We start from the raw sequence: 13686 nt of genomic DNA, 5'->3' as shown, positions 1-13686 counted from the left end.
GTTTTATGCGCTATATCAAATTCTACAAAGAGATCAATAACAGAGATGTTAATTTAGTCGGAGGCAAGAATGCCAGCATTGGGGAGATGTTTCAAGAGCTTGTGCCCAGCGGGATTAAAGTGCCCAATGGTTTTGCGATCACTAGCGATGCCTATTGGTATCTCTTAGAAAAGGGGGGTATTAAAGCCCAAATTGTAGCCTTACTAGAGGGCGTGGATGCGACCGAATTAGATGTGCTCAAAATGCGCTCAAAACAGATTCGCGATCTCATCTTTGGCACGCCTCTGCCTGCTGATCTGCGCGATGAAATCCTGCAAGCCTACAAAATGCTCAGTGAGCAATACCACATGCGCGAAGCCGATGTCGCGGTGCGTAGCTCGGCTACGGCAGAAGACCTGCCCGATGCCTCCTTTGCTGGGCAACAAGACACTTATTTGAATATCAAGGGCAAAACCGAGCTCATCCACTATATCAAGGCGTGTTTAGCCTCACTCTTTACCGATCGCGCTATTAGTTACCGCGCCTCTAGGGGCTTTGATCACTTAAAAGTGGCGCTGAGTGTAGGGGTGCAAAAAATGGTGCGTGCGGACAAAGCCAGCGCGGGGGTGATGTTTTCTATTGACACAGAAACCGGTTTTAAAGACGCGATCTTTATCACTTCTTCTTGGGGCTTGGGGGAGAGCGTGGTGGGGGGGCTAGTCAATCCGGATGAATTTTATGTCTTTAAACCCACTCTAGCCCAGGGCAAAGAACCCATTATCAAACGCCAGCTGGGCGACAAAATTAATAAAATTGTGTATGCCTCTCGGGGGAGCGAACACCCCACTAAAACCATCCCCACCACCCCCAAAGAACAACAAAGCTTTTCTTTGAGCGATAGCGATATTTTAAACCTCGCGCGCGATGCGGCTATCATTGAAGCGCATTACACCAAAGAAGCCGGGCAATACCGCCCCATGGACATTGAATGGGCAAAGGATGGGGATAGTGGAGAGATTTTCATTGTGCAAGCCCGTCCTGAGACCGTGCAAAGCCAAAGTCTTAAGCAGAGCGCTAAGGTGTATGAAAAATACCATTTTAAAAGCGCGCCCCCTGAAGAGGTTTTGCTTACGGGTAAGGCGATTGGGGGCAAGATTGGCATAGGTAAGGTGCGCGTGATCAATAGCTTAGATCACATGAATATTTTCAAAGAGGGGGAGATTCTAGTAACAGATAATACCGATCCCGATTGGGAGCCCATTATGAAAAAGGCGAGCGCGGTGGTAACCAATCGGGGCGGGCGCACCTGCCATGCTGCCATTGTGGCGCGCGAAATTGGCGTGCCCACCATTGTGGGGGCTTTGGGGGCGACCGAATCGCTTTATACGGGCATGGAGGTTACGATCTCGTGTGCACAAGGGGAAACGGGCTATATCTATGCGGGCGCGCATGCCTTTGAGGTGGAGCGCATTGCTTTGGATGCCATGCAAGAGCCTAAAACTAAGATCTATCTTAACATTGGCAACCCGGAGAAGGCGTTTAAGTTTTCGCAATTACCTAATCACGGCGTGGGATTGGCGCGCATGGAGCTTATCATGCTCAACCAGATCAAAGCCCACCCCCTAGCTTTAGTGGATTTGCACCATAATAAAGAAGTGCCCGAGCGCGAGCAGTTGGAAAATTTGATTGCCGGGTATGAAAGCCCTAAAGATTTCTTTGTCAAAAAAATCGCTGAGGGGATGGGTATGATTAGTGCTGCCTTTTATCCTAAACCAGTCATTGTGCGCACCAGCGATTTTAAATCCAATGAATACATGCGCATGCTGGGGGGTAGCGCGTATGAACCTCATGAAGAAAACCCCATGCTAGGTTTTAGGGGAGCTAGCCGTTATTATTCGGACCTTTATAAAGAAGCCTTTGGCTGGGAGTGCGAGGCTTTATGCTTGGTGCGTGAAAAAATGGGGCTGACTAATATGAAAATTATGATCCCTTTCTTGCGCACCATTGAGGAGGCTAAAAAGGTTTTGGAGATTTTGCGTAAAAACGGGCTAGAATCGGGCAAAAATGGGCTAGAGCTCTATATCATGTGCGAATTGCCTGTGAATGTGATCTTGGCTGATGACTTCTTAAATCTCTTTGATGGTTTCTCCATTGGCTCTAATGATCTAACCCAGCTCACTCTAGGCGTGGATCGAGATGGGCAGTTGGTCAGCCATGTCTTTGATGAGCGCAACCCGGTGATGTTGGAGATGTTTAAGCGTGCCATTCAAGCCTGCCAAAGACATGGCAAGTATTGTGGGATTTGCGGGCAAGCCCCCAGTGATTACATTGAGGTCGCCGAGTTTCTAGTCAAACAGGGTATTAGCTCCCTCTCACTCAATCCTGACTCAGTGATCGCCACTTGGAATAGAGTCGTGCAATTAGAAAATCAAGCATGAATTTACTCTTACTTTCCGGCGCGCTCTATCAGGGCAAGTTTTTAGAATATGCCCTATCTTGGATTGAGGCGTTTTTTCAAACCCACCAGCTTAAAGGAAAACAGCTCGCTTTGATCGCCTATGGAAGTGTGCTTAGGAGTCAAGAGGAATGTGAGACGCATTTGCGCGCGCTCTTAAAGGGTTTTGGTGTGGAGGTGGTGGGCGTGCATAGAGGCTTAGAGATTATGCGCACCTGTGCAGGCTTTGTGATGAATGGGGGGAATAGTTTTAAGCTCTTAGAGGGCTTGTATCAACATAACTTATTAGAAGTGATCAGGGAGCGCGTGAAAGCGGGTGTGCCTTATTTGGGTTGGTCAGCCGGATCCAATGTAGCGACTCCTAGTATCCACACCACCAATGACATGCCCATCACTTACCCCCCAAGCTTGCAGGCTTTAGATTTAGTGCCCTACCAAATTAACCCGCATTTTCCCACCGGCTCAGCGCACCATGAGGGCGAGAGTCGTCAAGAGAGAATTGCCGAGTTTTTAGCCCTCAACCCTCAAGCGGTCGTTTATGGCATGCCCGATGGTATGGCATTTAAAGTTGATGGGCACTATGTTCAGATACTCCATCCTTGTAGGGCATTTTTATTCAAGTTTACATACCCTAACCAGATTGCACAGATTGCTTCTGGTAGCGTTTTTGGAATGTAGTAACAAAAGTTGCTACTTTGTGCGCAGGACTGAAGGATTGGGTGGTTTACGCCACCGCATATTAGAGTAGAAACGCCAAGAAAACAAGCCCCGCTCTTACGCGCCCAAAACCCGTAAACTTAAAGGGCGATGGGAGGAGAAAATGCTATAATCCTCGCAGACATAGATGGAACTTTTCTAAAATAAGGCTAGTGATGCACTCTTACATGGGCGATAAAATTAAGGTTCTCAAAGGGCTAGAAGCGGTTAGAAAACGCCCGGGGATGTATATTGGCGACACGGGGGCTAATGGTTTGCACCACATGGTGTATGAAGTGGTGGATAACGCAGTCGATGAGAGCATGGCGGGCTTTTGCGATCACATCAAAGTAACCTTAAGTCAATATGGATCATGCATTGTGGAGGACAATGGGCGGGGTATCCCTGTAGATATTCACCCCACAGAGGGTATCCCAGCTGCTACTGTGGTGCTCACCATTTTACACGCCGGGGGCAAATTCGATCAAGAGAGTTATAAAGTCTCTGGAGGCTTGCATGGCGTGGGGGTGAGTGTGGTCAATGCGCTCTCTATTAAGCTCATTATGACCATTTATAGAGAGGGGCAGATTTATCGCCAAGAATTTGAAAAGGGAATCCCCACCACTCCCCTAGAAGTCATCGGCACCACTAAAAAGCGCGGGACGACCATTGAGTTTTTCCCCGATCCCCAAATTATGGAAGTGGTCGCCTTTGATGGCGCGACCTTAAAACGCCGTTTTCAAGAAATGGCGTATCTGAACAACAAAATCACCCTAGAGTTTCACGACCAACCCGCCCAAATCCATGAAAGCTACCACTATCAAGACGGCTTGAAACAATTCATTATGGACAGCCAAACAACCCCGCTCATCTCTGAGATCATCGCCTTTAGCGCGCAAGTGGAGGGTATGGAGGTAGAAGTCGCACTGGCTTATAATGAAAGCTATGAAGAGCAAACCTTTAGCTTTGTCAATAACATCCGCACGATTGAGGGGGGCACGCATGAAAGCGGGTTTAAAATGGGTTTGAGCAAGGCACTTTTAAATTATATCCAAGAGAACAATGCCTCTAGGGAGGGGGCTAGCGTGGTGCAAGAGGATGTTAGGGAGGGCTTGAGCGCGATCATTAGTCTGAAACTCTTAGACCCCCAATTTGAGGGGCAGACCAAAGCCAAGCTAGGAAGCTCCTTTGTGCGCCCCATTGTGGCTAAACTGGTCTATGAAAAAGTGGCTAAATATTTTGAGGAGAATCCTAGCATCGCTAAGGCGATCGTGCAAAAGGTGCTCTTAGCCGCACGCGGGCGTGAGGCAGCCAAAAGGGCGCGTGAAATCACACGCAAGAAAGACACTTTAAGTGTGGGCACTCTGCCGGGCAAACTGGCTGATTGCCAAAGCAAAGACCCCAGAGAGTGCGAAATCTACTTGGTAGAGGGAGATAGTGCGGGGGGCTCAGCTAAACAGGGTAGAGATCGCGCCTTTCAGGCAATCTTGCCCTTGCGGGGTAAAATCCTCAATGTAGAAAAGGCGCATTTGGGCAAGATTCTCAAGTCTGAAGAGATTAAAAACATGATCACCGCCTTTGGGTGCGGGGTGGGCAAAGAATTTAACTTAGAGAAATTGCGCTACCACAAGATCATCATTATGACCGATGCGGATGTGGATGGGAGTCATATCCAAACTTTGCTGATGACCTTCTTCTTTCGCCATTTAAAACCCTTGATCGAGCATGGGCATGTCTATATCGCCCAACCTCCTTTGTATCGCTTTAAAAAGAAGAAAGTCGAGCGTTATTTGCGCGATGAGCGCGAACTCAACCACTTCTTGATCGAGCATGGGATTGATAGCATGGAAATTGAGGGCATGGGGCGTAATGACTTACTGGATTTGCTCAAAACTTTAAGCGCGTATCGATCTGTATTGCAAGAATTAGCAAAACGCTCTGTGTTGATCGAAGTATTGCGCGATTTGGTGGAGCACAAGATAGAGGGCTTAGGGTTTGAAGCCATTGCTAAACGCATGGAAAGTCTTTTAAAAAGATTGGATTATCGTGTCTTAACCCAACAGGTTTCAGAACAGGGCGCGCATTTCTTTGTGCAAACCCCCTTAGGGCTTGTAGAGGTAGGGGTTGATCAAACATTATTGCAAGACCCGCTATTTTTAGAGGCAAAAACTTTATTTGCGCGCATCGCTGAGATCGACATGGGGGCTTTGGGAATGGATGCGTTAGACTTTTTAGACAAGGTGGAGCAGAATGCTAAAGCAGGGGCGTATATCCAACGCTATAAGGGTTTGGGCGAGATGAATCCCGATCAACTTTGGGAAACCACAATGGCATTAGAAAACCGCGCCCTTTTGCGGGTTTGCCTAGAAGATGAAGCCAAAGCTCATGAAGCCTTTAACTTGCTCATGGGCGATGAGGTCGAACCCAGACGCGAATACATCTATGCGCACGCTAAAGATGTCAAACATTTAGATGTGTAAAGATAGCCCCGATCAAAGTTGCGCCTGTAAACTATACCGGCTCTGCGTTGAGTCTTGCGCTTTTCACTAGAAAGCATAGAGAGGGTGTTTCAAGCGCACGGGGTGGAGTTGTCAAATTGGATCTTTGTGGATGCCCCCCAAAACTACGGCTGGATACTTGTATGCCCTAAAAAATCTAGTGTGGAGAGACAATTTGTAGAGCTAGACACATGGTATTTTTTGTCTTGAGAGCTTTTAACTTGTCTTGGGAATCTCTATACAAGCAGGGTGTGCTATCTATATTCACTAAAGCCAGCTCACTCAAAGCACTCTGCAACGCGCTGGGGCTGTAGGTGTGATCTTTAAAAATATTCAAACAAGCTTGCTGGAGTTTTTGGCGCAAGTATTTGGGCTTGAGGCAGAGTTGGGGGTGTCTTTGCAGGGTGAGAATATCCAACCCCTCAGAGAGGGGATCATCAAAGGTGTAGTAGTAACTCTCAAACAAAAACTCAAAGAGTCGAGTCCCATACTGGGTAAAAAAGGGGGCAAAGGTGCGCATCAAGGCATCCTTATCTAGGATCGGATCGACATCACTATCGCCTAAATGCCATTTCCATATCGCATAAGTCTCTGCATAGTCCCGCTCCATGTATTCGCCCAAGAGGGCGTAAGGGCGTTCTGGATAGACTAATTCATACGCCAGCTCCGCAATTTTGAAATCTTTAAAGAAAGCTTGCACGGGCAACATGGGTTTGGGGCTTTTTTGTTCGTGTTCTAAAAAGTAGCCAATCGAATCTGCAAAGCTGGAGGGGTAAAAGGGGTGGGCTTGCAGGGCGTTCATATAGGTGTGCAAATTCATACCCTGCTGGTGCGCGTCAATCAAGGGAGAGTAGATAAAATCTAAAACATAAAGATAATCTTGCACCACCTGTTTAAGAGGGATATGTCTTGGATGCTGATCATCAACATTGAAGAGCGAGCCAAAGAGCAAGGTAAAAAGATGCATGAGCTCAAATTTTTTTAATTCTGTAATGAAGTGCTCTTCTTGCTTGTCTCTGGGTTTTAATCTTTGCAAAAGAGGGATTTGGTCGATAAATCTATATCCTAGTTTCTCTAAAGTGGGAAGGTCGTCTAGCACAACTTGGCTTGTAATGAGATCACGCCCCGGATCACACGCATTATTACCCTTGTCCATGAGCTTTTTGATTTGCTTAGCAGTTTGGATCAAATGATCAAGGGGGGTAGGCTTGTAGCTGAAAGCTAAGTCTATCCAAATGCGCGTGTCAAATTCTTGTTGCAAGCGTTGTTGCAGGGCTTGGCAGAGGGCATTTTTGGAGGGGAATGTCTGGAGTTTGTCTTGTGGGGTTAAATACGCACAGGGTTTATCATGCACGGAGAATAGGCGCAAGTGTTGGAGTTGGGTTTTTAAAATCTGGCTGTCTTTTGGCAAGGAATTAAGTGTTACCACACATTCTTGTTGGAGTTTGGGGGTTAGATACTTGGGGTGTAGGCAAATGGCGGGGCGATCTTGCAAAAGTTGGGGGGTGATGTCTTGTAAATCCACATAGGCATCTATATTTGTGATGAGTTCTCGCGCGCGCACAAAATGCAGGACTTTGAGATGCTCAAACTCTTGTAATACCTGCGCGCGTGTGCTCACATCAGTAAATAGGCGTTGTCTATCCCAATAACCCAAAGTGATCTCAGACCACACATGATCATAGACAGACACCAAAAACCCATTATAGAGGCGATCAACCCCTTCTAGATCGCTTGGCAGGGGGGCTAAAATCCCCTCTTTATTGAAATCCACATAATATTCTATGGCGCTTGCGTAATTGCTCACTTCGCGCTTGATGCACCTTTTATCAAAATTTTCTTGGCAGCGTTTTAGTTGGTAGGGCAAGTCCTCTTCAAAATTGACAGCAAGATTTTTCAAATACTCCACAGGATTTAGCCCTGCTTTGTGGGCATTGAAAAGCGGAGCGTAGAGAAGATTGAGGTCGGTTAAAAACATTTGCGCGATGGCTTCGCGCTTATCCTTCATGTGATTTTGAATCAAGATCACTAAATAAAAAGCTTCTAGGGTTTTGAGCGTTTGTAAAAAACGCGCTTCTGGGGCATCTTTGGGTTTGAAGGCTTGGATCAAAGGCACTTGATCTAGGACATTTTGGGCTAGATTCATTTCAATGCCCCTTGCTTTTAAGGGGTCTTTCTCCTGTGGGTTTTTGATGTATTCTTGGAGAGCTTGGAGGGCTTGGAGTAGGGGTGGGTGCTTGGGCATGCACGCACACATCACAAACAAACAGATCACAACCAACAAGCGCGCCATCTAAAACTCCTTGACTAAGTTTTTTTGTAATACCACACACAACGCATTATCAGACTTAAAAATTTGGAGCTTATCCTTAGGGTCTAGATACACACAAGGACTCTCATCAATAGAGATCAAACGCACGAGGTGTAATTGTTCTTGAATGTCTTTAGCATTGTAAGTTTGGGTTTTAAAGAGTTGTAGGCAAGTTTGCTGGGATTTTGGGCTTAAGTATTTGGGACTTAAACACATGGTGGGGTGGTCTTTTAGAATAGTAACGGGGTTGTCTTTTAGGTGGGTGTAAAAGGGGGCGTTGTGGCTTAGCACAAGGAGACGGGCTAGATAGAGGGTAGAGAGGTGGTTGGGGTCTATGCGTTGCTTGTGTCGTTGCAACATCTCTTTATAGGTATCATCATCGACATAAGCGGAGGGGGGGATCTCTTCTTGCTTGCCATCGTCGGCAACAAAATATTTATCTTCATCATCGCCAAAGATGTTGAGGATCGTTAGGCGTTCCCATAAATTGCGGGAGCCGATCTTTTGTTGGAAAAACCCATAAGAGCCCGCCATGTTTTTGATGTCTGTATGCAGTTGTTCTAAGAATTTATCGTTAGAAATGTCTTCATCATAGGCGTTTGCAATGATGTCATAAGCACAGCCCGCACAGGTGCTGTTATCATTGCAATAATCATTAGGGGCAAAGGGGGCGGGGTGACACTTCTTTTCATCGACCAATATATGCCGGAGCTCTTTAATATAGGCAATAGGGTCTAAACCCATCTTATGGGCGTTGAAAAGCGGGGCATAGAGGAAGTGGGCGGTGTCTAAGAATGCTTGGGCTAGTGTGGCACTTTTAGGATGATCGGCATACGCATTGTACACCCCGATACTATCTAGCGCGCGCAACATCTCCCGTTGTTTCAAATGCGCCAAAAACCGCCTTTCTGCTTTATTCTTGGGCTTAAACTCTTGGATTAAGGGCATGTGTTGGATCGCTGTTTGGGCTAGAGGGATGACGCCCTTGATGTATTTTGAAATGTCCCACGCAATGCTCATGTAGTCCCATCTCTCATCTTCTTCAGGGTCGCCCACGGCGTCTTGATTGCCTTTATCCATGTGGTCATAGAGTGCCTTAAACGCCCTAAAAAAGGGGGCGTTTTTGGATTCTTGAGGTTTTTCCATGGGAATCATGATAGTCAATACATTTTCTTTAGCCTGCAGATTTAAGAGCAAGAGAGCTAAAAGCAGGAGGCGGATCATTGAAATTCCTTTTTTAGGTTGGTTTGCAAGGCTAGGCATAGGGCGTTGCTGGATTTAAAAAGTTGGAGTTTGTCGCTGGCGTTGAGATACACGCATGGGGCGTTGTTTGTGGAGACTAAACGCAAGGATTTTAAATACTTTTGCAAGGGTTTGGGGTTGTAGGTGTGTTGCTGGAAGATATCTAGGCAAGTGGCTTTAGCCTCGCTGTTAAGGTATTTGGGTTGCAGGCAGGCGGTGGGGTGGGCGCGCAAGCGATCGGCAGAGACTTTTTCGGGGTGTAATAGCGTGTCTGTGTAAATGTCTTGGTTGGTGAAAAACGCCTCAATGCGGTTTTGGTAGTGCAAATCCCATAGCGGAGCCTCTTTGGGAGTCCACCATTTGGCTAAATCCCTATAAAATAAGAACCCGCGCTTTTCATCCCATGCCGCCGTCCATAGGGGTAGAGTCCATTTGATAGAGATAAAATCTCTAGAAGAGAGATTAAACTCATACCTCTTTAAAAAGTAACTGCCTGATTTGGCACTTCTAAAATCTTCAAGCCATAGGCTCTTTGGGGTGTTTTTAGGGCGTGTGCAAAAATCGTCTTTTGTGCATGGGTAGGTGTTGTGTGGGGCGGATTGTTTGAGATTTTGTAAATACATGCTAGGGTCTAAGCCAAGTTGCACGGCTTTGATTAAGGGGGTGTAGAAGAAATCAATCCTGTGGAGGTAATTATAAGCCAACATGGGGGCGGAAACGGAGTCAGGATAGTATATATCCACATCAAAATCCGTAAAGTACAAAGAGCCTAGCAACAGGGCTAAAAGATGGAGGCGTTCGTAATCAAACACATGATGCCACTTGGGACCCTGCAAAGAGGCTAGGGGCGTGGCTTGCAAAATGGCTTGTAGGCGTTCTTTAAAGGGTTTGAGGTCGTGGGGGGGTGTATTGATCATGTGGATCAAGGCATCTTGTGCCTCTTGAAAGGCTTTAGCCACATGAGAGGGGACAACCATACCCATTTGGGGCGGATTTGCCTGTAGGGTCTTACAAAGGGGGTCTTTAGAGGGGAAATTTTGGATCGTGTTTTGGGGGGTGAGATAGAGGCAGGGTTGATTATCAAAGGCGATGAGGCGGGTATTGCGGAAGTAATTGTAAAAATCCATATCGGGATTCTTCAACAAGGCTTGGCATGCTAGGGTGTCTGTTTTAGAGTCCTTAAGACATGCATAGAAACCCACGCGATCCAAAGGGGCGGGGGGTTGAGAGGGGCTAAGCGTGCGCACACCTTTTAGCCATATGTCAAAGCGGTAAGCATAATAATCTTTCAAAAGCTGCATATCATACAGACTCACGCCTAAAATGGTTTGGAGCTGTTTGTAGTAGCCTTCGCTTTCTTGCAAGGCAATATCATAATCGTGATTGAATAAGAAATTATCTAAACCCGCCATTAGAGTTTTAAGGCGTAAGATAGTGGGCGAAGAGTCTTTAGCTAGCATGTTCTCTAAGGCTTTGAATTTAGTGTCATAGTCCTTTGAGGAGAAGTTTAGGTGGTTGATCAGGGTGTTTTGATAATCAAAAGAAGAGCCAAACCAAATTAAATCGTTTAAGAAAGATTCTAGGGGCAAGCCCTGTTTGGAGATATTGATTAAAAGGGAGTAGAAAAATTTTAGGTTATATTGCAAGGCGTTGAAGAGTTTTTGGGCTTCAAGGGGTTTTGGAGGGGGTGCGCCATTTTCTAGCGCATCCTCACAATCCACCTCGCCACTGATTTTAGCGCGCACCAAGCCAAAGGCATGCAAGGCTTCAAAGCCCCGAATTTGCGGGTAAAGCGGGAGACTTTTTAGGCGTTGCATAAAGGGCACATGGTCTATCATTTGGATAGCTAGACTCATCCATGTTTTATAACGCCGTGCTACGACTTGTGGGGTCATAAAGGATCGATCCATTCTGCTTGGATCACACTCCGCTTTAAGGGCAACTTGCAAAGCGCTGTTGTGGGCATTTACGAGCGAATCATAGAGGCTCTTAGCCGCCTTGAGAAAGGGGGCATTTTTGGATTCTTGGGGTTTTTCCATTGGAATCGTGATGGTCAATACATGTTCTTTGCCCTGTAGATTTAGCACCAAGAGGGCTAAGAGAAATAACCGGATCATTTTTATTCCTTTGTTAAATGTTTTTGCAACGCCATACATAACGCATCACTAGACTTAAAAACTTGGAGCTTGTCCTTAGGGTCTAAATACACACAGGGGCTCTCATCAATAGAGATCAAGCGCACGAGGTGCAATTGCTCTTGGATGTCTTTAGCTTTGTAGGTTTGGGTATCAAAGAGTTGTTGGCAAATTTGCTGTGATTTGGGGCTTAAGTATTTGGGGCTTAAACACATGGTGGGGTGGTCTTTTAGCGTGTCTTTTAAAATCTTGGGGTCGTCGTTTCGCAAGAGGTCGTAAAAGGGGGCGTTGCGCTCTAAGGGGATCACCCGTGCTGTGTAGAGATCAAAGAGATGTTCGGGGTCTATGCGTTGGGTATTTTTATCCATGAAGTCCCAAAATGTACATCTGAATACATCTGTGTTAGTTACCCGGTCCCAAGATATCCCCCCCTCAAAGATGGTGTCCAAAACTAGCGCAACCCAATAACTATAGTCTGCATGGTGGGCGAAGATTTCCATAGGTATATCCGCTTCATGCATATCTTGGGCTAAGCGTTTTCTAAAAGGCTTATGAGGGACAATGTTTTTTCTGTCTGCTTCATATACCCTTGTTCTGTTAAAATCAAGGATATTTCTGATGCGACGCAAATCAGTATTTTTAGAAAAGATGCGATGGAGTTGCTCTAAATAGGCGATCCCATCTAGCCCTAGCTTGTGGGCGTTAAAAAGTGGGGCATAGAGCCATGCGTTGATGTGTAAAAATTCGCGGGCAGCAAATGTAATCTTTTCATCAAACGAAATCTCTGTGAAGTCAAGGGCATGGAGCATTGCCATATTTTTAACATGGGCTAAGAATTGCGCTTCTCTTTTGTTTTTGGGCTTAAACTCTTGAAACAAGGGGACTTGCTTAGCTACAGCTTTGGCTAGGGGGATGGAGGCATCTGTATAATGTCTTGTAGCCCGAAACAGGGCGGGCAGGTATTCGGTATATGAGATATTTGGGTCGAGATCATCGTCTATCTTGGCAGAGGATTTTTGCTTGTAAGTATAGAGTGCCTTAAATGCCTTGAAAAATTGTTGGGCGTTTTTGAATTCTTGGAGATTGCCTATTGGAATAAGGATAGTCAATACATGTTCTTTAGCCTGTAGATTTAACACTAAGAGGGCTAAGAGAAGTAGGCGGATCATTTTTATTCCTTTACCAAGTGTTTTTGCAACGCCACACAGATCGCATTGCTAGACTTAAAAATTTGGAGCTTGTCCCTAGGGTCTAAATACATGCAAGGAATGGTATCGATAGAAATGAAGCGCATCGCTTTAAGATAGTCGTTTAAATCCGCCTGCTTGTAGGTTTGGGTTTTGAAGACTTGCAGGCAGGCTTGTTGGTGTTTAGCAGAAAGGTATCTAGGGTTTAGACAAATGGTGGGGTTTTCTTGGAATTCTTTGGTGTATTGATCCGTATCTTTAGCGTCTATGTAGAACTCATAGGCATGCAAAAGCAAAAAGATTGTGCGTGCTAGGTAGTGGGTGGAGAAAAGCGTGTAGGGGTCATCTTTTGATCCCACCAATTCATCCGTGTGCCCGTCCCTTAGGGCTAGATTAGCCCACATAATCGTGCCTTCTCTTAGAGCTTGCCAAAATTCGATAGCTGAAACCATCGATTCGCTGTCGTGCTTTAAATGCCCTAAAAATGCCTTTATCGGTTCTCTGCATGAAAGAGTAGAAATGAGAGTGTTTAGATCGCGTTGGAAGATGTCTAGATCTGTTGTCGTGTTTGCATGGTGGCACTTTGGGCAAAGGAGTTGCAACAACGCATCAGCATTAAGAGAGTGCATGTAAGCTATGGGGTCTAAGCCCATTTGGTAGGCTTGGATTAGGGGCGTGTAGATGAAGTTAACGCTATCTAGGAAATCTTGGGCGACCTGCTTGGGCGTGGCTTCAAATTTGACCACAGGGCTACAAGGATCTGAGATAGAATTTTCAACCAAGTATAAGAGGTGGAGGGCTTCAAATTGCTTGAAATTTTTTAAAAATTTCTCTTGTGTAGCGCTATAGGGTTTGAGTTTTTGTAGCAATCCTTGAGGGGTGTATTTGAGCAAACCTTTTCCAAAATCCACTAAAGCAATTGCCGGATGAGACAAATATTTCGCATATTGGTGTGTGGTGCCACACGCTTTGCCACCAAACTGCTTTAAGGCATCTAGTTGGGCGGCGACCATCTTAGCGCGCATTTTTGCAATACCCTGAATGAGAGCGGGGGGTATTTGCTGATCCTTTACCTTAAGCTTTGCCTGAAGAGTTGGTGTCTCTTGAGCAAAACCTAGGACAAACAAGACTAACAAAATCAAACCACGCATGAAAATTCTTAATTTATAAAAATTTATGCAAT

General features: G+C 45.8%; 8 protein-coding genes. 3 read left to right on the top strand and 5 right to left on the bottom strand.

Going from position 1 to position 13686, the window contains the following annotated elements:
• The first annotated feature begins 5 nt into the window (after window positions 1-5).
• The 3 genes from ppsA to gyrB all read left to right on the top strand — a co-directional run bounded on the left by ppsA (window position 6) and on the right by gyrB (window position 5610).
• Window positions 6-2417, top strand: coding sequence for a pyruvate, water dikinase (ppsA, locus tag EAO33_RS02810; protein ID WP_120944774.1), 2412 nt, complete (start codon window positions 6-8; stop codon window positions 2415-2417).
• Window positions 2414-3112, top strand: coding sequence for a dipeptidase PepE (pepE, locus tag EAO33_RS02805; RefSeq protein ID WP_120944772.1), 699 nt, complete (start codon window positions 2414-2416; stop codon window positions 3110-3112). The genes ppsA and pepE overlap by 4 nt, the downstream gene beginning before the upstream one ends.
• A 194-nt stretch (window positions 3113-3306) precedes the next feature.
• On the top strand, window positions 3307-5610 hold the full coding sequence (gene gyrB / locus EAO33_RS02800) for a DNA topoisomerase (ATP-hydrolyzing) subunit B (protein ID WP_120944770.1): 2304 nt from the start codon (window positions 3307-3309) through the stop codon (window positions 5608-5610).
• Window positions 5611-5785: 175 nt separating this feature from the next.
• Here gyrB and EAO33_RS02795 read toward each other — a convergent pair whose 3' ends face one another.
• The 5 genes from EAO33_RS02795 to EAO33_RS09385 are packed head-to-tail and all read right to left on the bottom strand — an operon-like array spanning window position 5786 to window position 13654.
• Complete coding sequence (locus EAO33_RS02795; protein WP_120944768.1) at window positions 5786-7921, bottom strand: hypothetical protein; 2136 nt, start codon at window positions 7919-7921, stop codon at window positions 5786-5788.
• The gene (locus EAO33_RS09390) at window positions 7922-9163 is read right to left on the bottom strand and encodes a tRNA methyltransferase (RefSeq protein WP_235853013.1); all 1242 of its coding nucleotides are present in this window, start codon (window positions 9161-9163) and stop codon (window positions 7922-7924) included.
• Complete coding sequence (locus tag EAO33_RS02785) at window positions 9160-11298, bottom strand: glycoside hydrolase (RefSeq protein ID WP_120944766.1); 2139 nt, start codon at window positions 11296-11298, stop codon at window positions 9160-9162. Before EAO33_RS02785 ends, EAO33_RS09390 begins: the two co-directional genes overlap by 4 nt.
• Before the next feature lie 2 nt (window positions 11299-11300).
• A complete protein-coding gene (locus EAO33_RS09025) occupies window positions 11301-12485 on the bottom strand; it encodes a tRNA methyltransferase (protein ID WP_162982188.1) in 1185 nt (394 codons plus the stop codon).
• Window positions 12486-12487: 2 nt separating this feature from the next.
• Window positions 12488-13654, bottom strand: coding sequence for a hypothetical protein (locus tag EAO33_RS09385; RefSeq protein ID WP_235853012.1), 1167 nt, complete (start codon window positions 13652-13654; stop codon window positions 12488-12490).
• Window positions 13655-13686 lie beyond the last annotated feature (32 nt).

The sequence above is a fragment of the Helicobacter labacensis genome (assembly GCF_003660285.1).
GTDB classification, from domain to species: Bacteria; Campylobacterota; Campylobacteria; order Campylobacterales; family Helicobacteraceae; genus Helicobacter; species Helicobacter labacensis.
This window is presented reverse-complemented; position numbering and strand designations above follow the sequence as displayed.